The sequence below is a fragment of the Herbidospora galbida genome (assembly GCF_005233835.1).
In the GTDB taxonomy this organism is placed as follows: Bacteria; Actinomycetota; Actinomycetes; order Streptosporangiales; family Streptosporangiaceae; genus Herbidospora; species Herbidospora galbida.
Genome location: NZ_SZQA01000023.1, coordinates 87,601 through 108,945 on the forward strand (window position 1 = coordinate 87,601; position 21,345 = coordinate 108,945).

Consider the following 21,345-nt stretch of genomic DNA (forward strand, 5'->3'; position numbering starts at 1 on the left):
ACATGGGACCGGCGTCCTGAACGCCCGGGATCACGGCCTTCTGTGATCCTCGTCCCGCTCTGTCGAGGTGGCTTGAGTATCCCCCTACTCCATCGCGACCGCGACCACGGCCCCGATGCCGCAGAGCACCGCGGTGATGAGGAAGATCTCCGAGTATTCGGTGTGCAGCGCCGCCTGCACCGCCTGGGTGTAGACCTCGAGCTGCTTCTGGTACGCCTCGGGCGAGACCCCGAACGGCAGGGGGGTGTCGAGGTCGGCGGTGAGCGTCTGGAACCGGTGGAACCCGTAGGCCGACAGCGCCGCCACCCCGAGCAGCATGCCCATCATCCGGGCGACCACGACGGCGGCCGAGGCGACGCCGTGCTGCGCGGCCGGAATGGTCTTCAGGATGGCCGAGCTGACCGGCGCGATGACCAGCCCCAGCCCCAGCCCGGCGACGACGAGGTCGACGTTGATCGACAGCGCGCCCGGCACCACCGGCCACCGGCTGATCAGCACGTAACCGGCGGTCGCGACGACCATGCCCGCCACGGTGACCGGACGGTCGCCGAACCTGCGCGCCAGCGCGCCCCCCGCGAACGCGGCGACGGCCAGCGCGACCAGGAACCGCGTGAGCACCAGCGCCCCGCCGGTCGCGTCGGCGCCCAGGAGCGTCTGCGCCACCAGCTGCACGTCGACCAGCGTCACCAGCAGCGCCGCCCCGGCCAGGAAGCTGACGGCCAGCGTGGCGAACACCGGCCGTTTGCGGATGCCGGTGAGGTCGAGGATGCGGGTGCGGGTGCGCAGCTCCCAGGCGACGAACACCACCAGCACGACCGCCCCCGCCACGACCGCGGGGACTCCCCACGAGGGCAGCACCCGCTCGCCGGGCTCGGGGTTGTAGAGCCCGGCCACGAGCAGCCCGAGCCCCAGGGCCAGCAGCACCCCGCCCGGCACGTCGACCTTGGTGGCGGTCCGGGTTCCGGCCGGTACGTAGCGATGCACCGCCACCGCCGCCAGCGCGGTCAGCGGGAGGTTGATCCAGAAGATCGTGCGCCATCCGTCGAGGAACCCGACCTGCACGACCGCGAGCCCCGCGCCGTAGAGGGGCCCCAGGACCGCCCCGAGCTCCTGCGCCGCCCCGACCGCGCCCAGGGCGGTGGGCCGCCTGCGGGCGTCCCAGAGATCGCCGATGAGGGCCATGGTGATCGGCAGCAGGGCGCCGCCCGCGATGCCCTGGATGGCCCGCCCGGCGGTCAGCAGCGGGACTGAGGCGGCCAGCGCGGTGATCAGCGACCCGAGGGCGAACCCGGCCAGGCAGACCTGGATGACCGCCCGACGCCCGAAGCGGTCGGAGAACTGCCCGAGGAGGGGCATCGCGGCGACGTAGCCGAGCAGGAACCCGGTGACCACCGGCGTGACCCGCTCGAGCCGGTTGACGGGTACGTTCGCCGACGCCGCGATGTCGACCAGAACGGTGACCACGACATAGGCGTCGAGCGCGGCCAGCAGCACGGCGGCCCCGGTGACCCCGAGGACGACGCGCCGGTTCGCCCGCGCCGCCGTCACGACCCGGGACTGCTCCTCCACAGACTCCACGAGGCCGAGGTTAACCGCTGAATCAGACCGCCGGGGGTTCGATCGTCACCGGGGCGTCGTAGTCGGTGAGGGCGACCTTGACCGTGCCGCCGTTCAGGGGCAGGTCGATGGCCGTCACGCGGCTCGTCGCCTTGTCGATCATCAGGGTCCCCGGAAGGTCGCCCGTCACGCCGGGCACGATCTTCTTCAGCGGCTCGCCCGGCAGGGTCACCTTGACCGTGTAGACCCCGTTCTGCTCGCCCTCGATCGTCGCGCCCTTCGCCGACGACAGCAGGGTCGGGACCGCCGTCACCACCGCGCTCGGGTCGTAGAGCGCCGCCAGCTGGGCCCGGGACATCGACTTCTGGAAGCCGCCCGTCGGGCCCTTGATGTAGACGGCGTCGCCCGCCAGGACGAACTCCAGCTCCTGGAGCGCCCCGATCATGATCTGGAGCTTGCCCCTGGCGTCGCCCTCGCGGGTCAGGTCGCCCTCGGCGGTCTTCACGGGGATCGGCGGGTTGCCCTCGGTCGTCAGGGAGAAGGACACCGTCTTGACGGCGCCCATCGCCGCCGCCGACTTCTTCAGGACGTCGGGCGCCGCGGGGAGGCCGCCCTCGGTCGTCGCGGAGGAGCAGGCCGTGACAAAGGCCACCAAGGCCGCCAAGCACAGGATTCTTCTCACGCCAGGGATGCTAGCCGCCCGGGCGCTACCGCCCCTGGAGATGTGCCACGACGGGTGTGTAGATCTCTTCGACCTCCCGGATCTGGTCGGGGTTCAGCAGATCGATGAAGTGGGCGCGCACCCCGGCCACATGGTCGGGGGCGACACGTTCGATCGTGTGGTAGCCAAGAGGGGTGAGGACCGCGAACGTGCCACGCCGGTCGTCTTCGCACAGTTCCCTGGTCACCAGGCCCGCCTGCTCCATGCGGGAGATCTGGTGCGACAGGCGGCTGCGCGACTGGACCGTGGCGTCGGCCAGGTCGCTCATCCGCATCCGGTGGTCGGGGCTCTCCGACAGGTTGACCAGGATCTCGTAGTCGTTGAACGACAGCCCGTGTTCCTGCAACTCGCGGTCGAGGCGGTGGGTGAGGAGCCGGTGGGCCGTGAGATGGGCCCTCCAGGCTCTCTGCTCGTCGGCCGTCAGCCAGCGGGGGTCTGCCATCCCTCCAGTCTAAAGATCGTCTGTCACCGCCGTACACGGGAGCATGACACGATGTCGAACATGAACGACAGAACGGATGGCGGTGACTCCCTCCTGACCGTCGTCGTCGCAGGTGGGGCCAATCTCGCCATCGCGGTCGCCAAGTTGGTGGCGGGGGTGGTGGGCGGGTCGGCGTCCATGCTGTCGGAGGCCGCGCACAGCGCCGCCGACACGGTCACCGAGGTTCTGCTCTTCACCGCGATCAAGCGCGGCGAGCGGCCCGCCGACCGGGCTCATCCCCTCGGCTACGGCAACGCCGCGTTCCTCTGGGCGTTGATGGCGGCGTGCTTCACCCTCGTGGTCGGGGCCGGGTTCTCGATCACCCACGGGTTCCACACGATCTTCGACGGCGAGGAGCTGACCGACTTCACCCTCGCCTACATCGTGCTCGCGGTCTCGTTCGTCCTTGAGAGCGTCTCGATGTACCAAGGGCTGCGGCAGCTGCGCCAGTCGGCCACGCGGTGGGAGACGCGGCCGTTCGCGCTGCTCAAACGGACCTCCGACACGATGATGAAGGCCGTCGTGCTCGAAGACGGCGCGGCGCTGACCGGGATCGTGATCGCGTTCGCCGGCCTCGGCCTGACCCAGCTGACCGGGAACACCGCGTGGGACGGCGCCGGGTCGGTCGCGATCGGCCTGCTGCTGCTGTTCGTGGCGGTCACCCTGATCAGGGCCAACGCCGGCCTGCTGCTGAACCGGTCGGCGTCGGTCACGCTGGAGCGGCGGATCCTCGCCCACCTGGAGGTCCTGCCCGAGGTCGAGCGCGTGGTCGAGCTGCTGACCGTGGTCATCGGGCCCAACCGGATCCTGGTCGCGGCGCGCATCGACTTCGTCGACGAGGCGACCGGGGCCGCGCTCGAATCGGCGTCGGCCGAGGTGGAGCGGCGGCTGCGAGGCGAGTTCCCGGAGATCCGCGAGGTGTTCCTCGACCCGACCTCCTCGGCCGAAGACCGCTTCTAGCCGCCGATGAGCTGGAGTTCGCCCGGCTCGTCGAAGATCGCGGTGGCGATCACGGTCCCGGCGGTCCACTCGACCAGGTGACGGCCTTCCCATTCGTGTGTACGCCCGTCGAACGGCAGCTTCGACAGGTCGGCGTCCCGTAGCCGGTCGAGGGCCAGCTCGCCCCGCTTGACCAGCGCCTCCTTGCGCACCCACTGGCGGATCAGCCGCCGGTTGTCCATCCCGACCAGCCCGGCCTCGGCCGGCGTGAGGGCCAGCGAGACCAGGTTCTCGTCGGCCTGGCCGCCGGTCGCGTGCTCGGCGTCCACGCCGACCTTCCCAGGTCCGGCGGCGGCGGTGACGTACCCGGCGGTGTGGGCGAGGCTGACCGACAGCTCGGGCGCCTCGGTGATGAAGGGGCGGCCGTGCGGGCGGCCGCAGCGGTCGCAGCGCTGTTCGAGGGTGAGCACGCAGGCGCGCATGTCGAGGATCTTCGCCGCGCAGTAACGGACCAGCAGGTGGGCGGCCACGAAATCGAGCCGGTCCTGCTCCCGGGTGAACCGGTCGGCGCGGGCCCGCTCGGTCTTCGTGAGCGTCCCGCCGACGGCGTCCAGGACTTCGTCGGTGTAACCGGCGACGGCCAGAGGGGCGCGCATCACCTCAGCGTATTGGAGGTATATGTCGATCAAGTGAACTACGGGGGGTAAGCAATGAGCCGTTCGAAATGTCTGGTTGTGCTGGTGGGAGCCGCTGTGGGTGTGGCGCCGGCGGTCGCGGCGCACGCCGATCGGGGGCCGTACAAGGTCACGCAGCGTCACCAGACCGACGTCCCGAAGCCGGGCACGACGAGCGCGGCGAACCGGCGGCTGCAGAAGGATCTGTCCGCTCTGGGGTACTTCACCGGGCCGTGGAACGGCTACTACGGGCCCGACCTGGCGCAGGCGATGTTCGCCGTGCAGAAGGTCAACGGGCTGAAGACGACCGCCCGCTGGAGCGAGGAGGTCGACCGGAAGATCCGCCGGGGCTGGGTGCCGGTCGCGCGCAGCACCAGCGGGAACCTCGTCGAGGTCGACCTGCGGCGGCAGCTGATGATGGTCGTCAGGGGCGGCAAGGTGGTGAAGGTCTTCAACACCTCCAGCGGGAACGGCAAGCCGTACGGCGGCGGCAAGATCGCCACCACGCCCCGGGGCGTGTTCACCGTGCAGCGGCAGGTCGACAAGATGGAGAAGTCGCCGCTGGGCCTGCTCTACCGGCCCAAGTACTTCCACGGCGGCTACGCCATCCACGGGTCGGGGTACGTCCCGCCGAAGCCGGCCTCGCACGGGTGCGTCCGGGTGTCGTACGAGGCCATGAACTGGCTCTGGAAGACCGGCAGCCTGCCGATCGGCGGGAAGGTGTGGATCTACTGAAGCCCCTCCAGCCACGCCTCGACGTCGTCGGGCGATCGGGGGAGCGCGCCGGACATGAGGCGGGCGCCGTCGGCGGTGATCACCAGGTCGTCCTCGATCCGCACCCCGACGCCGCGCAGCTCCGGCGGCAGCGTCAGGTCGTCGGGCTGCAGGTAGAGGCCGGGTTCGACGGTCAGCACCATGCCCTCTTCGAGCACGCCGTCGAGGTAGGTCTCGGCGCGGGCCCTGGCGCAGTCGTGGACGTCCAGGCCCAGCATGTGGCCGCTGCTGCACAACGTGTAGCGGCGGTAGAGACCCGTCTCGAAGTCGGACCTGAGGCCCCACCCGGCCAGCCCGTCGGCGATCACGCGCATCGCGGCCAGGTGGAAGTCGCGGAAGCGGGCCCCCGGCCGCAGGGTGGCGATGGCGGCGTTCTGGGCCTCGTACACGAGCTCGTAGACCTGGCGCTGGACGGGTGAGAAGCGGCCCGACAGCGGGAAGGTGCGGGTGACGTCGGCGGTGTAGAGGCCGTCGGTCTCCACCCCCGCGTCGAGGAGCAGCAGGTCGGCGGGGTTGAGGGGCCCGTCGTTGCGGATCCAGTGGAGCACGCAGGCGTGCGCGCCCGAGGCCACGATCGAGTCGTAACCGGTCGCGTTGCCCTCCAGCCGCGACCGCAGGCCGAAGATCCCCTCGACGTAGCGCTCGCCCCGGGGGTGCGCGAGCGCCTGGGGGAGGGCGCGGACGACGTCCTCGAAGCCCCGCGCGGTCGCGTCGACGGCGTGCTGGAGCTCGGCGATCTCGTGCTCGTCCTTGACCAGCCGCATCTCCGACAGGTAGGACGTGAGCTCGTCGTCCTGGTCGAGGGTCCGGCCGCCGGGGCGGAAGTCGTCGATGTGGGCGGTGTCCAGGCCGTACAGGGAACCGGCCTCCCGGAGGTCGGGACGGCGGCCCACCCAGAACTCCCCGAACCGCCGGTCGCGGTAGAACTCCTCGCCCTCCAACCGGGGCGACCGGGGCCGCAGGTAGAGCACGGCCTCGCCGGACGGCTCGATCACCAGCACGTCGGCGGGCTCCTGCGCGCCGGTCAGATAGGTGTACGCGCTGTGCGCCCGGAACCGGTAGTCGCTGTCGTTGCTGCGGACCTTCAGGTCGCCGGCCGGGATCACCAGCCGCTCACCGGGGAACCGCTGGGCCAGCCGGGCCCTCCGCTTCCGCGTGTACGCCGCCACGGGCAGCTGCGGCAGATCGTCGTGGCGCGTGTCGGCCCAGCCCGTCGTCATGAACGCGGCCAGCTCCGGCGTGATCGGAAGGTCATGGGAACCGGTGTTCTCGGTCGTCATGACCTTGCATGGTATTTCACATTCCACCGGCACATTAAGAGTGAATTCGGGGAAAGTGAAAAATCCGGCCCCGCTCTTGACGCAGCGTCACCACAGGTTGTTGCCTGAGGAGACAAGCAGAAGGGTGGTGTCGATTGCTCATCGGGACGATCGTGCAGGGAAAGGGCGCCCACGTGGTGACCGTTCCCCCGGATGCCACAGTGACCGACCTGCTCAGCCTGCTGGCCGAGCACAACATCGGCGCCGTGGTCGTCTCCGCCGACGGCCACGCGATCGCGGGCATCGTGTCGGAGCGGGACATCGTCCGGCACCTGCACATGCGAGGCGGAGCGGTGCTGAGTGAGCCCGTCTCCAGCATCATGACGGTCGAGGTCCGCACCTGCGGCCCCGACGAGAACGTGGAAGATCTACGCAAGACCATGACCGTTCACCGATTCCGGCACGTTCCGGTCGTCCAAGACGGACGCCTCATCGGCATCGTCAGCATCGGCGACGTCGTCAAGAGCGCGATCGAGGAACTGGAGACCGAGCGCGCCCACCTCGTCGGCTATCTGCACGGCTGACCTCCTGGGAAGACGGCCCGGCGGGATCCCCGCCGGGCCGTCGCCGTTCTACTGGACGGTGATCTTGTCGACCTCGACGGTCACGCCCTTCACCTGCTCGGTGGAGGTCGCCGTCGTGATCGTGCCCTCACCGGCCGACACCCCCTTGACCTTCAGGGTGTACGTCAGCGACGCGCCGGGCGCGCCCGGCGCGCTGGTGACCCGGTAGTCGGAGGCGGCCCCGGCGCCCGCCGGAATCCGGCCGCCCCGGGTGCCGTCGGCGTTCTCCGCGCCGATCGTCAGCCCGTAGGCGTCGCCCGGGTAGGCGATCGGCGACGGGTAGGCGAACGTGACGTCCTCCGCCCCGTCGACCCCGATCCACGCCTGGAACGTCTTCAGGTCGCCGGTGCCGAAGAGGTTGACCCGCCACTCGACGACGATCCAGGTCCCGACCCCGTCGGTCAGCGTCGCCACGTAGACGCCGGGCGCGCCCGTGCCGTCGAGGTCGGTCCAGAACGGGGCCAGCACCCCGTTCGGCCGGTCGGGGTCGGGCAGGTCCTGCGGGACGAAGCTGACGTCCTGCGCCCCGTCGGCCCCGCCCGCGACCAGGTATCCGTTGGACGTGATGCCCAGGCGGGTGAAGGTCTGCCCGGCGAACCGGTAGCCCGGGACGGTGAAGTTGAGCGCCTCCTCGTCGCCGACCGGGACCGGCGCGACGCCGAAGGCGTCGAGCGGGAGGTAGCCGAACAGCTCGCCCGGGGCGATCGACGGGGCGTCCGGCTCGCGGCCCGCCAGCGTCTTCTTGGCGGTGGCGATCTGGGTGCCGACCTTCGTGGCCCCGGTGACCGCGTTGAGCCGCAGCCGCGAGTTGAGCGTGCTCAGCGCGGTGACCTCGGTGTCTTCGAGCGTGTCGTTCCGGACGGTCACCGTGCAGGTCGACTCGCCCGTGTTGCGCGGAATCGTGGTGGGCGCGCAGGTCTGCTCGACCGGCACGGCGCCCTCGCCGCGGACGAACGCCACCGGCAGGTGCTGCTGCCGGGCGCCGCCGACCTGGCTGAGGTCGACCTGGCCGAAGTACTGCCCGTCGGGCAGGTCGGGCGCGGCGATCACGATCTGCACGGTCTGCTTCTTGCCCGGCTTGACCGTGAACACCGGCGGCACGACCACGATGGACGCGCCGCTCACCGTCTTGCCGGTCGCCGTGTAGGTGAGGGTGGCGTTCGTGACGTTCGTGAAGGTGCGCTTGGCGGTGATGAGGCCCGGCATCGTGGTGGCGTTCACCGACGGCAGGTTCAGGTCGATCCGGTTCAGCGGGTCGGCCGCCGAGGTGGCGAAGTTCTCGGCCGACTCGTCGAGCGTCAGCCCGGTGTCGCCGGCCTTGGTCAGGTCGATGCGGCCGCCGCCCATGTCGAACGCGTCGGCCGGGGTGGCGCCGTTCTGCTTGGCGACGCTCGTCTTGGCCGTGGTCTCCAGCGCGGTCTTGACCTGGCCGGGCGTCCACGTCGGGTGCAGCGCGAACAGCAGCGCCGCCGCGCCGGCGACGTGCGGCGACGACATCGAGGTGCCCGCGATCGACATGTAGAGGTTGCCGGGAGGGCCTTCGAGCGGGGACTCGGGAGTGGGGGTCGTACCGGCCAGGATGTGCAGGCCCGGCGCGGTCACGTCGGGCTTCAGGAAGTCGCCGCCCGGCCCGCGCGAGGAGAACGTGGTGATCACGTCACCCTGCCAGGTGGTCTTGGCGCCCCGGGTGAACGACGCCGTGCCGGCCGGGTTGGCCGCCTTCCACGCGAGCAGCCGGTCGGAGGCCGGCTTGTCGATGTGGACGGTCGGCAGCCAGTGATTGTCGGTCATCACGTCGAGCGGCTCGGCGTTGTAGAGGATCATGCCGGATGCGCCGCCCTGACGTACCGAGAAGCCCTTCAGCACCCGGTTCGGGCCGCGCTGACAGGCCACGATCTTCCCGCTGAACAGCCCGGCGGGAGCGGGGGTGAGGCACAGCGCGTCGTTGTACGGCGGCGCCGACGCCAGCACCACCGGCAGGTTCGAGGGCACCCCCTCGGTCACGCTCGCGCCCTTGAGGGAGGTCCCGCCCGACAAAGAGATCGTCGACTGGAACGTCCGCGTCTGCGTCGAGGCCGCCACGGTCGTCACCCACGGGCTCAGGTGCTCGGCGGTCGCCGCCCCGGGCCCCGCGTTCCCGGCGGAGGCCGCCACGAACACGCCCGCCGCGTAGGCGTCGAGGAACGCCAGCTCGACAGGGTCGCTGTACGGATCGGCGCCGCCCCCGATCGAAAAGTTGATCACCCGCACGCCGTCGAGGATCGCCTGCGCCACCGCCTGCGCCGAGTCGGACTGGTAGCACCCCTCGGCCCCGCACACCTTGTAGACCGCGACGTGCGCGGCCGGCGCGATGCCGTGGATCGGCCCGCGTGGGATGCCCAGCGGATCGGCGTCGGCCACCGGCGCACCGGCCGAGGTGGTCGCGGTGTGCGTGCCGTGCCCGTTGGAGTCACGGGCGCTGTCGCCGTAGACCTCGCCGCCGACGACGGCGTTGTAGGTATCGAGGAACGGCTGCCCCGAGATCAGCTTGTTGTTACAAGCGAACACGTCGGCCGCCGGCGTGCGCGGGTTGTCGCCGAAGTCGCAGGTCCGGGCCGTGCCGTCGGCCTTGGCGGGCGGCGCCGGGATGCTCCCGGAGGCGGCGAACTGCGGATGCTCGGGCCACGCGCCCGAGTCGAGGATTCCGACGATGACCCCCTTGCCGGAGTTCGGCGCCCCGCCCAGCTTCGAGTAGACCGCGGGCGCCCCGATGAAGGCCGGGCTGGAGTCGGTGAGCGGCTGGACCACCTTGTCCTCCTGGACGGCCGCCACCCCCTTGATCTTCAACAGCTCGGCGGCCTTGTTCGCCGGGACGGTCAGCGCGACCCCGCCGTAGACGGTCCGCAGCCGCTGGCCGACCTTCGCGCCCCCCACCCGCTTGGGTAACTCGGCGAGGAAGGTGTTCTCGATCCCCTCGATGTGCCTGAGGTAGTTCTTCGCCGCGGTGCTGCGCAGGTCGAGCGCCTTGCCGGTGACCGAGGGCGAGGTGCCCGCCAGCCCGTCGACGCCGCCCTCATAGGCGGCCAGGGCGTCGTAGTCGAGCTTGACCACGACGTTCACCGGACTGGCCGACCGCGACCGGATCAAGGCCTGGTCGCTTTTCGCGAGCTGACCCGTGGGCGACTTGGCGCCGGTGACCCTCTCGGGGTTGGTCAGCGGGGTGGCGGTGAGCTTGGGGCTGGGCGAGGGGCTCGCGGTGGCCGGGGGTGAGGCCGAGACCACCAGGGTCAATCCTGCGGCTACGGCGGCTAACCGTGACTTCTTTGACACGTAACCTCCCATGGATGCTGCGGGACGCCGCGCGCGGGGGAGGTCAACCGCTCCCCTGGGCGTGGTTTGGAACGGTCTAATCTGACCCGGAGTCTAACCAGAGGGATTTGCGACGCCTAGTGTCCACCTGTGGCCGCGACCTAGACTCCTGACCATGAAGCTGAAGCTGGACCTGCACGACATCTTCAACAAGGGCGACCAGATCGACCGGGCCCTGCGCGGGATCATCCAGGAGGCCATCGACAAGAAGGCGACCGAGGTCGAGATCATCCCCGGGAAGGGGTCGGGCCAGCTGAAGAAGAAGGTGCTGCGCTTCCTCGACCAGAAGGAGATCAAGGCGCTCTACCACCGGATCGACAAGGACGCGAAGAACCACGGCCGCCTGTTCGTGTACTTCCGGCACAAGTAACCCTTCGGCAGGGCACGAGTCACATTCGCGAAGAAGGCTGCCGCACCGCGGTGAGATATCCCTTCAGCTCCACCGGCCAAGCCAGTCCAGGCCCTCTTCGGCGTGGCCGGCGATGGTGAAGTGGCTGTCGTCCGCGTGGAGCCGCAGTTCGGCGCCAGGGCAGTGGGCCGCCAGCCAGGTCCCGTGAGAGGCGGGGATGACCCGGTCCGCGGTGCCGTGCAGGAGCAGGACGGGGGCGCTGATGCTGCCGGGGTCGCAGCCCCAGGCATGGGTGTAGGAGACGTCGTCGTCGATCTGACCGTAGGGGCCGGCGGCCAGAGCCGGTTCGCTCACCTGCCCCAGCCAGCCCCACGGCCCCTCGAAGAAGGCCAGATCGGCCGCAGTGAACTCGCAGTCGTAGTCGAAACCCGACTCATCCAGGACCGCCCTCACCTCGCGGCCCGCCGCCGCCGTTCCCAGGGCGGCCACCCCGGACGGGAGCATCCCGGCGAACCAGTCCAGCCCGTCCGCGTCGTACGGGGCGATGCCGGCCAGGCTCACCACCGCCCGGACGCGATCGCCCAGGACGGCGGCGCACCCCAGAGCGTACGTCCCGCCGCCGGAGTACCCCATGACGGCGAACCGGCCGATGCCGAGCGCGTCCGCGACGGCTGCCGCGTCGGCGGCGACGGAGGCGATGGTGCGCCCCGGCGCGACGGCGGACCGGCCGTAGCCGGGCCGATCGAACGACACCCAGCGCAACCCCAGCCGGTCGGCCGCGGCGAAGAGCGGCTCGGGAGGCGCCCCCAGGTTGGGGGTGCCGTGATGCCACAGAACCGGCGGCAGCTCGCCCCCCGCCGGGCCGGTGTCGTACACGTGCAGCGTGCGGCCCGCGGCCACCTCGACGTCCAGCTCGATCATGCCGTGATGGTAACGACCACGCGCAAAACCTCGGGCGGTCGTCCAGCAGGACGTCGACGGACTGGGCCCGGAGAATGAGACCGTCAGGCGAAAGGGACTATACGAACGGATGTGCAGATCATGGAACCCCGGGTGATCGACCTGGTCGTCGTCTACACCGAGCGGGTCGAGGAGTGCCGTGCCTTCTACACCGGCATCGGCCTCACCTTCCGGAAGGAACAGCACGGCGCCGGACCCGAGCACTTCTCCGCCACGCTCGGGTCCACCGTCTTCGAGCTCTATCCGGCCGGTGGCAGACCGCCCACGGGCCGGCTCCGCCTCGGTTTCTCCCTGCCGGGCGGCCCCGGCCGGGAGCCCGGCCGGCACACCGTCACCGACCCCGACGGCCGGACGGTCGACGTCAGGATCTCGGCCTGACCGGGGCCTGGTAGCCCGGGACCGACGGCCATCTGACCGTCAGGACCACCGACTCCTCCTCGGCCACCCACGAATGGTCGACCCCCTGGCCCCACACCAGGTAGTCGCCCTGCTTCTCCAGCACCACGTCCCGGTCGGGCAGCACCATGCGGAAGCGGCCGCTGATCAGGACGATCATCGCCGTACGGGACTCGCCCCTCACCCACTGGGCGCGTTCCTCGCCGGCCGGGTGGACGCCCCACTTGATCTCGACCTCGTCGCTGTGCCGGGCGTCTCCCGCAGGGCGGAAGTGGCCGAGCAGCCAGCCTCGGTCGAGGAGCGCGTCGGCGTTCGCGTTGCCTACGTACACCCGTTCTGTCACGAGCGGCGAGGTTAGCAGAGTTTGCCGATCGTCCTGGCCTCCTCGGCGGCGGCGACCACCTCGTCGAGGGCGGCGCCGGTTCCCGCTGTGACCAGGGCGTTGATCGCCCCTTCGACGAAGGGGGCGTCGGCCAGGACCACATCGGCGCGGTCTTCGATGAAGGTGCGGGCGGTCAGGACGGCGCTGCCCAGGTCCATGATGACGACCACGCCGTCGCCCTGGTCGACCTCGGCGACGGCCTCCTCCAGTTTCGTCAGGCTGGTGCCCAGGTCGCCGTCGTCGGTGCCGCCCGCCGGGCGGATCGGGGCGTCTTCTCCGGCGATGCCCACCGCCAGGGCCACCGCCTCTTCGGCCAGGCCGGCGCTGTGCGAGATCAGCACGATGCCGACCATCAGGCCGCCCTCAGCGCGTCGATCATGAGGGCCATCGACGTCGCGCCCGGATCCTGGTGGCCGATGCTGCGGTCTCCGAGGTAGCTGGCGCGGCCCTTGCGGGCGCGCAGGGGGGTCGTCGCCCGCGCGCCGTCGAGAGCCGCCCGTGCCGCGGCGTCGAACGACGTTCTCATCTCCTGGACGGCCGGAGCCAGCGCGTCGATCATCGTCTTGTCGCCTTCCTGGGCCGAGCCCAGCTTCATCACGGCGGCCAGGGCCTGCGCGAACGCCTCGGCCAGCTCTTCCCGGCTCACCTCGGGCACGTCGCCGACCGAACGGCCGAGGGTGCGGAACAGAGTGCCGTACAGAGGACCGGAAGCCCCGCCGACCTTGCGGATCAGCGTGGTGCCCGTCGTCGTCAGCACGTCGGCGGGGGTCTCGGGGGGCTTGGCGGCCAGGGCCTCCTCGACGGCGGTGAAGCCCCGGTCGAGGTTGGCGCCGTGGTCGGCGTCGCCGATGGCGCGGTCGAGGTCGGTCAGGTGGTCGCGGTCGGCGCGGACCCGCTCGGTGACGACGGCGATCCAGCGCAGGAAGAAGGCCGTGTCCATCAGCGTCCCCACCGCAGGCCCGGGGTCTCCACCGGGTGGTCCCAGAGCGAGGTCAGCTCCGCGTCGAGCAGGCACGTCGTGATGGAGAACCCGGCCATGTCGAGGCTGGTCACGTAATTGCCGACCAGGCACCGGGTGGCGGTCGCGCCCTTCTCCCGCAGGTACGCGTCGACCTCCCCATAGGCCACGTAGAGCTCCATGAGGGGGGTCGCGCCCATGCCGTTCACCATCACCAGCACGTCGCCGGAGAAGGGGAGGTCGGTGTTGAGGGCGTCCATGGCCAGGCGGACGAGCTCCCGCGCCTCGCGGAACCGCTCGCGTGAGCGGCCCGGTTCGCCGTGGATGCCGATGCCGAGTTCGATCTCGGCGGGGCCCAGGTCGAAGGTCGGCTTGCCGGCCGCCGGGACCGTGCCCGCCGAGAACGCCACCCCGAACGAGCGGCTGCGGTCGTCGACCGTGCGGGCCATCGCGGCCACCGCCTCCAGCGGCGCGCCCTGCTCGGCCAGGGCGCCGGCCATCTTCTCCACGAACACCGTCGCGCCGGTGCCCCGGCGGCCCGCGGTGTAGGTCGAGTCCCGTACGGCGACGTCGTCGTCGACCAGGACGCTCAGCACCCTGGCCCCCTCGTCGGCGCACAGTTCGGCGGCCATCTCGAAGTTGAGAACGTCGCCGGTGTAGTTCTTGACGATGTGGAGCACCCCGGCGCCGCCGTCGACGGCCTTGGTGGCCTCGATCATCTGGTCGGGGACGGGGGAGGTGAAGACCTCTCCGGGGCAGGCGGCGTCGAGCATGCCGAAGCCGACGAAGCCCGCGTGGAGCGGTTCGTGGCCCGAGCCGCCGCCCGAGACCAGGCCGACCTTGCCCGAGGTGGGGCCGGAGGCGCGCAGCACGATCCGGTTCTCGACGTCGACGCGCAGCGACGGATGAGCGGCGGCCATGCCCCTGAGCGTGTCGGGCACGACGTCGCCGACGGCGTTGATGAGCTTCTTCACGTGTGCCTCCACGGCGAAAGGGGAAGCCGTTCTCACGGCTTCCCCTTCCCGGCGATCAGCGGGCGAACACCACGATGTTGTCGCGGTAGGAGCGCCGGCTGCGGTCGAAGGTGCCGCCGCAGGTGATCAGCCTGAGCTGGGCGCCGCCGCCGGAGGCGTAGACCAGCTTGTTCGGGACGTTGTTCTTCGGATAGCGGGCGACCCGGTAGACCGTGAACGTCACGCTCGATCCGTCCGCCCGGTTGACGGTGATCTTGTGCCCGGCCCTCAGCTCGCGCAGCCGGTAGAAGACCGCCGGGCCCGACTTCGAGTCGACGTGCGCGGCGATGACCGCGACGCCCTTCTCACCCGGTTCCGGGCCCGACTTGTGCCATCCCGCCACGTCGAACCGCTTCGGGGCGATGAGCTTGCCCTTCTTGTCGAGCCTCAGCGGGATGATCGCGGAATTGACCTTGATGGCCGGGATGCGGACCCGGGTCGGGTTCGCGACGTCCTTGGCGGGCGCCACACTCGCGGGAGCCACGGCCGCCCGCGCCGGCGGTGCGCCCTCCCCGGCGCACGCCGCGAGCAGCAGCGCACCGGCCAGAAAAGCCCCGGCCCTCATCGTGTACGTCTTCACGACTGGGCGCCCTGACGCCGCCGGGCCAGCACGATCAGACCGGTGACGGCGCCCACGCCGGCCATCCCGGCGACGCCGAGCGGCACCCACGGGTTCGTCCCTTCCTCGGCCGAGACGAATCGCAGGTCGGCCGTGCCGCCCATGCCGGTGTCGACGCCGCCGCTGGGCCGGTCGTCGTCATCGTCGTCCTGGGTCCCGCCGGCGCCCGCGTCGACCCCGCCCCGCGCCCGGTCGTCATCGTCGTCGTCGGAGGCGCCGCCCTTGCCGGTCTCGACGCCGCCGCTGGGCCGGTCGTCGTCGTCGTCGTCGTCGCCGCCGCGGCGGTCGTCGTCGTCGTCGCCGCGGTCGTCATCGTCGTCGGCCGTGGTGGCCGTCCACATGGGGGCCGCCTGAGCGGCGGACGGGAGGGCGACGGTGGCGGCGCCCACGGTGGCGAAGGCGGCGAGGGCCAGGAGGGCTCGGCGTGCTTCGAGGTTCATCTCAGCTCCCTGTTCGGGTTCGTGTTCCGGTGCTGAGATCAGCCTCGTGAGCGGGGGTTGGGCTTCTCTGAGAGCCGCGTGAGAGCGGTCTCATCGGGCCTTGAGTCGGTAGCCGGTGCCGCGCACGGTCTCGATGCGGTCGGAGCCGATCTTGCGGCGCAGGTAGCGCACGTAGACGTCCACGACGTTCGAACCGGGGTCGAAGTCGAAGCCCCAGACCTGGCTGAGCAGCTGTTCGCGCGACAGGACCTGCTCCGGATGCCGGAAGAACGCCTCGGCCAGCGCGAACTCCCGGGTCGACAGGTCGATGGAGCGTTCCCCCGCGTGGGCGCGACGGGTGCGCAGGTCGAGGGCCAGGTCGCCGACGCGCAGCACGGTGGCCTCGGGGGCGCGTTCGCTGCGCAGCCGCAGCCGGACCCGGGCCAGCAGCTCCTCGAACGCGAACGGCTTGGCGATGTAGTCGTCGGCGCCGCCCTCCAGGCCCGCGACCGTGTCGCCGACGCTGTCGCGGGCGGTCAGGATGATCACGGGGATCTCGGCGCGGGCCGCGCGCAGGCGGCGTAAGACGGTGAAGCCGTCGCTCAGCGGCAGGCCGAGGTCGAGGATCATCAGGTCGTAGTGGCCGGCCCTGGCGTGCTCGTAGGCGGCCAGGCCGTCGGTCACCACGGTGGTGACGAAACCGCTGGCCCGCAGGCCTTTCTCCAGGAACGCGGCGATGCGGTCCTCGTCTTCGGCGATCAGGATGCTGTTCACGCCATCTCCATTTTCTCCGCCACCATCGGGAACGTCAGGACGAACTGGGCGCCCCCGCCGGGGGCGTCCATCACGAACACCCGGCCGTCGTGCGCCTCGGCGATCGACCGCACGATCGACAGGCCCAGACCAGAGCCCTCACCGGTGACGCGGGAGCGTTCGAACCGCCGGAAGATGCGTTCGCGGTCCTCCACGGGCACCCCCGGGCCGCTGTCGCGCACCCACAGCACGACGTGCCCGTCGCGGACCGCCGACCCGACCGCGACCAGGTCGCCCTCCTGGGTGTGGCGCACCGCGTTGGCCGTGAGCTGCATCAACGCCTGGGTGAGCCGCTGCTGGTCGGCGATCGCGTACTCCTCGGCGACCTCGTCGACGCGCCACTTGCGGTCGGCCAGGCCGCGGGCACGGGCCACCACGGCCACCGGGAGCTCGGCCAGCTCGACCGGTTCGAGGGTGAGGAAGCCCGGCTGGCCCGCCTTGGCGAGCGTCAGCAGGTCGTCGACCAGGCGGTTCATCCGGATCAGCTCGTCGTTGACGAGGGCCAGGGTGTCGCGCTGGTCGTGCGGGTCGTCGCCCATCAGCTCCAGGTGGCCCCGGATCACGGTGATGGGGGTGCGCAGCTCGTGGCCGGCGTCGTCGGCGAACGTGCGCTGCGCGGCGAAGGCCTGGTCGAGCCGGTCGAGCATGTGGTTGAAGGTCGCCGCCAGCGCCGCCACGTCATCGTTGCCGGTGACCTCCAGCCGCCGGGTCAGGTCGGAGCTGTCGGAGATGGCCTCGGCGGTCTGGCGCACCAGGCGGATGGGGGCCAGCACCCGTCCGGCCACGAACCATCCGGCCGCGCCCGCGAGCGTCAGGGCAGCCAGGCCGGTGATCGCCAGGACCTGGACCGACGCGACGACCTCCTCGCGATGGTGGTCGTAGAAGACCGCCACCACGAACTGCCCGATGGTCTGGTCGCCGGTGATCTGGACGGGGATCGCCGCGTAGCGCACCCGCCCGGCCGCGCTGTCGGTCCAGCCGGCCACCGGCCGATCGGTGACCCGCGCGACGCTCCGCACGAGGTCCTCGTCGGCGTCGAGCGCGGCCGGGGGACGGTCGCCGCCGGGGATCGACTCGATGCGGCCGCCGACGACCGTGAAGTAGGTCTCCCACCGGTCGGGCGGGTTCACCGACAGCCACCCGTCGAGCAGCGTCTTCACGCTGGCGGGCGGGCCGGCGGCGGTCTCGTTGGCGACGTACCGGCGGAGCTTCTCGGTCTCGTTCTCCAGTTCGGCGCTGACGCGGGCGTCGAGGCGGCTGAGCAGGATGCTCCACGTCGCCGACAACGACACCGACAGGGCGAGCGCCACCAGGAAGAGCATCCAGCCCACGATCCGGGCACGGGCGCTCATCGAACCCCGCGATCAGTCGTCGTCACCGTCGTCATCGTCGTCATCTCCGTCGTCGTCGTCCCCGCCCTGCTTCGGGGGTGGCGGTTTGACCGGTTCGCCACGAGTCTTCTTCGCCGGGGACGTCGACGGGCGGGGTGCGGGCGTCTCGACCGGCTTCGCCTCGGGGGGCTCGACCGTGACGACGACAGGGCCGCCCAGCTGGGGGCCGTCGTCGCCGAACGCCGCGAAGACGCCGGACACCGCCAGCGCGGCGACCACCGCCCCGGCGATCAGCAACAGCACCGACACCCTGCGACCCATGGCCCCAGTGTCGGGCCGTTTCGGGAGAACATCATGGGAGGACGATGAGAAGACTCTCATCTTCCCCGCGCCGCCGAACCTGTAGGAAGATCACCGGAAGCTCACGGAAAGGGTTCTCTCATGTCGGTGCTGCGTGATCTCGTCGAAGGCATCCAGGGCGGTTCGATCGAGGTGATCGACCTGACCGCGCCGCTGGCCGAGTCGACCCCGATCCTGATGCTCCCCGAGCCGTTCGGAAACACCGTGCCGTTCACGCTGCAGGAGATCAGCCGGTACGACGACCGCGGCCCCGGGTGGTACTGGAACAACATCTCGACCGGCGAGCACACCGGCACCCACTTCGACGCGCCGGTCCACTGGGTCACCGCCCGCGACGGCGAGGACGTCTCGCAGGTCGCCCCCTCGAAGCTGCTCGCCCCCGCCGTCGTGCTCGACTTCGCCGCGCAGGCCGCCGCCGACCCCGACTTCCTGCTGGAGATCGAGCACGTCAAGGCGTGGGAGGCCGAGCACGGCCCGCTGCCCGAAGGCGGCTGGCTCCTCTACCGGACCGGCTGGGACGTCCGCGCCCACGACCAGGCCGAGTTCCTCAACGCCAACGAGACGGGCCCGCACACGCCCGGCATCTCGGTCGAGTGCGCCCGCTACCTGGCCGAGCAGACCCCGATCGTCGGGCTCGGCGTCGAGACGGTCGGCACCGACGCGGGCGCGGCCCACTCCTTCGACCCGGCCTTCCCGTGCCACTCGTTCCTGCTCGGCGCCGGGAAGTACGGCCTGACCCAGCTCCGCAACCTCGACCGGCTGCCGGTCACCGGGGCCGTGGTGGTCGCGCCGCCGCTGCCGATCGCGGGCGGGTCGGGGTCGCCGGTCCGGGTGCTGGCCCTGGTCGAGCGGTGAAGCCTCGCGCCGTGAATCCGCCCGACGTCAACGCCGACGAGGCGATCGGGCGGGCGCTGGCCGCCGAAGGGGTCCGGACCGTCTTCGGGGTCGTCGGCTCGGGGAACTTCCACGTCACCAACGCCCTCGTGGCCGGGGGAGCGCGCTACGTCGCGGCCCGCCACGAGGGCGGCGCCGCCACCATGGCCGACGCCTACGCCCGCATGTCGGGCGAGGTCGGCGTGGTGACCGTGCACCAGGGGCCGGGGCTGACCAACATGATCACCGGGCTGGCCGAGGCGGCCAAGAGCCGCACCCCGCTGCTCGTGCTCGCCGGTGAGGTGACCTCGCCGCTGTCCAACTTCTGGGTCGACCAGGCGGCGCTCGCCCATGCCGTCGGGGCCCTGTCGTGCCGGATCACCTCGGCCGGCACGGCCGTCGCCGAGGCGACCGCCGCCTACCGGCTCGCCCGGCGCGAGCGGCGGGCCGTGCTGCTGAACCTGCCGCTCGACGTGCAGGCCCAGCGGGCCGGAAACGACGCCCCCGGGCCGGTCGAGCCCTTCGCGGCGCACGAGGACGCGCCGCTCGTGTCCGCCGACCTCGGGTCGTTCGAGCGGCTGGCCGAAGCGCTCGCCGCCGCCGAGCGGCCGGTCTTCGTCGCCGGGCGCGGCGCCCGGCGGGCCCGGCGGGAGCTCGAGGCGCTCGGGGAGCGGGTGGGGGCGCTGCTGGCGACCTCCGCCGTCGCGCGCGGCCTCTTCAAGGGCAACCCCTGGGACCTGGACGTCTCCGGCGGGTTCGCCACGCCGCTCGCGGCCGAGCTGATCCGCGACGCCGACCTCATCGTGGGCTGGGGGTGCGCGCTGAACATGTGGACGATGCGGCACGGCGCGCTCATCTCCCCGACGGCCACCGTGGTGCAGGTCGACCTCGACGCCTCGGCCCTGGGGGCGCACCGTTCGGTGAGCTTCGGGGTCGTCGGGGAGGTGGCAGGGTGTGCGACAGCCGTAACGGAGCTGATCGAGGCTCAGCGCGCCGGATACCGGAGCGATGAGCTGGCCGGACGCATCGCGGCGGGACGGCGCTGGCAGGACGTCGCCTACGACGACGAGAGCGGCGCGGGGCGGATCGACCCCCGCACCCTGACGATCCGGCTCGACGAGCTGCTGCCGGCCGAACGGATCGTGTCGGTCGACTCGGGCAACTTCATGGGATATCCGGCGATGTTCCTGGACGTCCCCGACGAGCACGGGTTCTGCTTCACCCAGTCGTTCCAGTCGATCGGGCTCGGCCTCGCCACCGCGATCGGCGCGGCGCTCGCACGGCCCGACCGGCTGCCCGTCGCTGCCCTCGGCGACGGCGGCGCGCTCATGGGCGTCGCCGAGCTCGAAACCGTCGTGCGGCTGGGGCTGCCGATGGTCGTGGTCGTGTACGACGACGAGGGCTACGGCGCCGAGGTCCACCACTTCCGCGGGGCCCCGCACGACACCGTCACCTTCCCGCCGGTCGACCTCGCCTCCATCGGGCGCGGGTTCGGCTGCGCGGCCGTGACGGTCACCTCCACGGCCGATCTGGATGCGGTGCGTGAGTGGCTCGACGGGCCGCGTGACCTGCCGCTTCTCATCCACGCGAAGGTGACGCGGGAACGCGGCTCGTGGTGGCTGGAGGAGGCGTTCAGAGGGCACTGACCGGGCGCGCGTAGGTTACGGTTCTCGCATGGCTGAGATCGTGTATCCCCCGGTGATCGGGGCTGCCCTGACGATGTTCAAGGTCCTCGGAATGAAGATCAACATCGAGGGCGCCGACAACGTCCCGACCACCGGCGGAGCGGTCCTCGTCAGCAACCACATCAGCTATCTCGACTTCATCTTCGCCGGTTTCGCGGCGCGGCCGTCGCGGCGCCTGGTGCGGTTCATGGCCAAGAAGGAGGTCTTCGACCACCGGATCTCCGGGCCGCTGATGCGGGGGATGCACCACATCCCGGTCGACCGCGCCGAGGGCGCCGGGGCCTACATCGCCGCGCTGAAGGCCCTCAAGGCGGGCGAGGTCGTGGGCGTGTTCTCCGAGGCGACCATCAGCCAGTCGTTCACCGTCAAAGACATCAAGAACGGCGCGATCCGCATGGCCGCCGCCACCAACGTGCCGCTGGTCCCGATCTCGCTGTGGGGCACCCAGCGGCTCTGGACCAAGGGCCGCCCCCGGAAGATCGCGCAGCGGAACATCCCGGTCACGATCTCGATCGGCGAGCCGATGCGCCCGCAGCGCCGTGAAGACATGGACGCCGCGGCCGCCGAACTCCACCGCCGCCTGTCGGAACTGGTCGACAAGGCCCAGCGGTCCTACCCCGACGACGGAACCGGCGCCTGGTGGCAGCCCGCCCATCTCGGCGGCACGGCCCCGACCCCCGAAGAGGCGGCGGCACTGGACGAGGCGGAGCGCAAGGAACGCGAGAACCGCGGCGACTGAACCTCCCCGCCACTTCCAAGCTATAGCGCACCCCGGGTCTTGCCACAAGACCCGGGGTGTCCTGCAGAATCA

General features: G+C 71.2%; 24 protein-coding genes. 8 read left to right on the forward strand and 16 right to left on the reverse strand.

Translation table 11 applies throughout. The features are described from left to right. Window positions 1-84: 84 nt before the first annotated feature. Genes FDA94_RS23090 through FDA94_RS23100 form a run of 3 tightly spaced genes read right to left on the reverse strand, consistent with a single transcriptional unit; the run spans window position 85 to window position 2,720 of the window. Window positions 85-1,578 carry an MFS transporter gene (locus tag FDA94_RS23090; protein WP_246060105.1) on the reverse strand — a complete coding sequence of 498 codons (1,494 nt, stop codon included), beginning with the start codon at window positions 1,576-1,578 and terminating at the stop codon, window positions 85-87. A gap of 22 nt (window positions 1,579-1,600) precedes the next feature. Continuing rightward, window positions 1,601-2,239: an LppX_LprAFG lipoprotein gene (locus tag FDA94_RS23095; RefSeq protein WP_137249170.1), complete on the reverse strand. Its 639-nt coding sequence runs from the start codon at window positions 2,237-2,239 to the stop codon at window positions 1,601-1,603. Between the two features lie 25 nt (window positions 2,240-2,264). Further along, complete coding sequence (locus tag FDA94_RS23100; RefSeq protein WP_137249171.1) at window positions 2,265-2,720, reverse strand: MarR family winged helix-turn-helix transcriptional regulator; 456 nt, start codon at window positions 2,718-2,720, stop codon at window positions 2,265-2,267. Between the two features lie 60 nt (window positions 2,721-2,780). Between FDA94_RS23100 and FDA94_RS23105 the strand changes: the two genes are divergently transcribed. Continuing rightward, window positions 2,781-3,719, forward strand: coding sequence for a cation diffusion facilitator family transporter (locus FDA94_RS23105; protein ID WP_212735454.1), 939 nt, complete (start codon window positions 2,781-2,783; stop codon window positions 3,717-3,719). Here FDA94_RS23105 and FDA94_RS23110 read toward each other — a convergent pair. Next, window positions 3,716-4,354: a 4'-phosphopantetheinyl transferase family protein gene (locus tag FDA94_RS23110; RefSeq protein WP_137249173.1), complete on the reverse strand. Its 639-nt coding sequence runs from the start codon at window positions 4,352-4,354 to the stop codon at window positions 3,716-3,718. The genes FDA94_RS23105 and FDA94_RS23110 overlap by 4 nt on opposite strands. 96 nt (window positions 4,355-4,450) lie before the next feature. On the opposite strand from FDA94_RS23110, the gene FDA94_RS23115 reads away from it, so the two are divergent. Further along, window positions 4,451-5,107 carry a L,D-transpeptidase family protein gene (locus tag FDA94_RS23115; RefSeq protein WP_170991081.1) on the forward strand — a complete coding sequence of 219 codons (657 nt, stop codon included), beginning with the start codon at window positions 4,451-4,453 and terminating at the stop codon, window positions 5,105-5,107. Here the strand turns inward: FDA94_RS23115 and FDA94_RS23120 are convergent. Then, the gene (locus FDA94_RS23120) at window positions 5,101-6,426 is read right to left on the reverse strand and encodes an aminopeptidase P family protein (protein WP_137249175.1); all 1,326 of its coding nucleotides are present in this window, start codon (window positions 6,424-6,426) and stop codon (window positions 5,101-5,103) included. The two genes, FDA94_RS23115 and FDA94_RS23120, sit on opposite strands and share 7 nt — an antisense overlap. A gap of 134 nt (window positions 6,427-6,560) precedes the next feature. On the opposite strand from FDA94_RS23120, the gene FDA94_RS23125 reads away from it, so the two are divergent. Next, on the forward strand, window positions 6,561-6,989 hold the full coding sequence (locus tag FDA94_RS23125; protein ID WP_062355288.1) for a CBS domain-containing protein: 429 nt from the start codon (window positions 6,561-6,563) through the stop codon (window positions 6,987-6,989). 48 nt (window positions 6,990-7,037) lie between these two features. Here FDA94_RS23125 and FDA94_RS23130 read toward each other — a convergent pair whose 3' ends face one another. After that, window positions 7,038-10,289 (reverse strand): S8 family serine peptidase, encoded by a 3,252-nt coding sequence (locus FDA94_RS23130; protein WP_281286612.1) that lies wholly within the window; start codon window positions 10,287-10,289, stop codon window positions 7,038-7,040. Window positions 10,290-10,491: 202 nt separating this feature from the next. Here FDA94_RS23130 and FDA94_RS23135 point away from each other — a divergent pair, with 202 nt between their 5' ends. Further along, entirely contained in the window at window positions 10,492-10,746 is a 255-nt protein-coding gene (locus tag FDA94_RS23135; RefSeq protein WP_061297662.1) for a Smr/MutS family protein, read from the forward strand. Window positions 10,747-10,809: 63 nt separating this feature from the next. Here FDA94_RS23135 and FDA94_RS23140 read toward each other — a convergent pair whose 3' ends face one another. Beyond that, window positions 10,810-11,646: an alpha/beta fold hydrolase gene (locus FDA94_RS23140; protein ID WP_137249177.1), complete on the reverse strand. Its 837-nt coding sequence runs from the start codon at window positions 11,644-11,646 to the stop codon at window positions 10,810-10,812. A gap of 120 nt (window positions 11,647-11,766) precedes the next feature. On the opposite strand from FDA94_RS23140, the gene FDA94_RS23145 reads away from it, so the two are divergent. Beyond that, complete coding sequence (locus tag FDA94_RS23145; RefSeq protein WP_137249178.1) at window positions 11,767-12,063, forward strand: VOC family protein; 297 nt, start codon at window positions 11,767-11,769, stop codon at window positions 12,061-12,063. Here FDA94_RS23145 and FDA94_RS23150 read toward each other — a convergent pair. The 9 genes from FDA94_RS23150 to FDA94_RS23190 all read right to left on the reverse strand — a co-directional run bounded on the left by FDA94_RS23150 (window position 12,047) and on the right by FDA94_RS23190 (window position 17,937). Then, the gene (locus FDA94_RS23150; RefSeq protein WP_137249179.1) at window positions 12,047-12,424 is read right to left on the reverse strand and encodes a cupin domain-containing protein; all 378 of its coding nucleotides are present in this window, start codon (window positions 12,422-12,424) and stop codon (window positions 12,047-12,049) included. The two genes, FDA94_RS23145 and FDA94_RS23150, sit on opposite strands and share 17 nt — an antisense overlap. Before the next feature lie 11 nt (window positions 12,425-12,435). Further along, window positions 12,436-12,816, reverse strand: a complete 381-nt coding sequence (gene dhaM / locus FDA94_RS23155) for a dihydroxyacetone kinase phosphoryl donor subunit DhaM (RefSeq protein WP_137249180.1) — start codon at window positions 12,814-12,816, stop codon at window positions 12,436-12,438. Then, window positions 12,816-13,403 (reverse strand): dihydroxyacetone kinase subunit DhaL, encoded by a 588-nt coding sequence (gene dhaL, locus FDA94_RS23160; RefSeq protein WP_212735455.1) that lies wholly within the window; start codon window positions 13,401-13,403, stop codon window positions 12,816-12,818. Before dhaL ends, dhaM begins: the two co-directional genes overlap by 1 nt. Continuing rightward, window positions 13,403-14,395: a dihydroxyacetone kinase subunit DhaK gene (gene dhaK / locus FDA94_RS23165; RefSeq protein ID WP_137249181.1), complete on the reverse strand. Its 993-nt coding sequence runs from the start codon at window positions 14,393-14,395 to the stop codon at window positions 13,403-13,405. The genes dhaL and dhaK overlap by 1 nt, the downstream gene beginning before the upstream one ends. Window positions 14,396-14,450: 55 nt before the next feature. Continuing rightward, window positions 14,451-15,014, reverse strand: coding sequence for a class F sortase (locus FDA94_RS23170; RefSeq protein ID WP_212735456.1), 564 nt, complete (start codon window positions 15,012-15,014; stop codon window positions 14,451-14,453). Beyond that, complete coding sequence (locus FDA94_RS40010) at window positions 15,011-15,493, reverse strand: hypothetical protein (protein WP_212735457.1); 483 nt, start codon at window positions 15,491-15,493, stop codon at window positions 15,011-15,013. The genes FDA94_RS23170 and FDA94_RS40010 overlap by 4 nt, the downstream gene beginning before the upstream one ends. Window positions 15,494-15,583: 90 nt before the next feature. Next, the gene (locus FDA94_RS23180) at window positions 15,584-16,246 is read right to left on the reverse strand and encodes a response regulator transcription factor (protein ID WP_137249182.1); all 663 of its coding nucleotides are present in this window, start codon (window positions 16,244-16,246) and stop codon (window positions 15,584-15,586) included. Continuing rightward, window positions 16,243-17,637 carry a sensor histidine kinase gene (locus tag FDA94_RS23185; RefSeq protein ID WP_137249183.1) on the reverse strand — a complete coding sequence of 465 codons (1,395 nt, stop codon included), beginning with the start codon at window positions 17,635-17,637 and terminating at the stop codon, window positions 16,243-16,245. The genes FDA94_RS23180 and FDA94_RS23185 overlap by 4 nt, the downstream gene beginning before the upstream one ends. 12 nt (window positions 17,638-17,649) lie before the next feature. Beyond that, window positions 17,650-17,937 carry a hypothetical protein gene (locus tag FDA94_RS23190; RefSeq protein ID WP_137249184.1) on the reverse strand — a complete coding sequence of 96 codons (288 nt, stop codon included), beginning with the start codon at window positions 17,935-17,937 and terminating at the stop codon, window positions 17,650-17,652. A gap of 120 nt (window positions 17,938-18,057) precedes the next feature. Between FDA94_RS23190 and FDA94_RS23195 the strand changes: the two genes are divergently transcribed. The 3 genes from FDA94_RS23195 to FDA94_RS23205 are packed head-to-tail and all read left to right on the forward strand — an operon-like array spanning window position 18,058 to window position 21,273. Then, complete coding sequence (locus FDA94_RS23195; RefSeq protein WP_137249185.1) at window positions 18,058-18,831, forward strand: cyclase family protein; 774 nt, start codon at window positions 18,058-18,060, stop codon at window positions 18,829-18,831. A gap of 11 nt (window positions 18,832-18,842) precedes the next feature. Next, window positions 18,843-20,495, forward strand: a complete 1,653-nt coding sequence (locus FDA94_RS23200; RefSeq protein ID WP_137249186.1) for a thiamine pyrophosphate-binding protein — start codon at window positions 18,843-18,845, stop codon at window positions 20,493-20,495. 28 nt (window positions 20,496-20,523) lie between these two features. Further along, complete coding sequence (locus FDA94_RS23205; RefSeq protein WP_137249187.1) at window positions 20,524-21,273, forward strand: lysophospholipid acyltransferase family protein; 750 nt, start codon at window positions 20,524-20,526, stop codon at window positions 21,271-21,273. The last annotated feature ends 72 nt before the right edge of the window (window positions 21,274-21,345 follow it).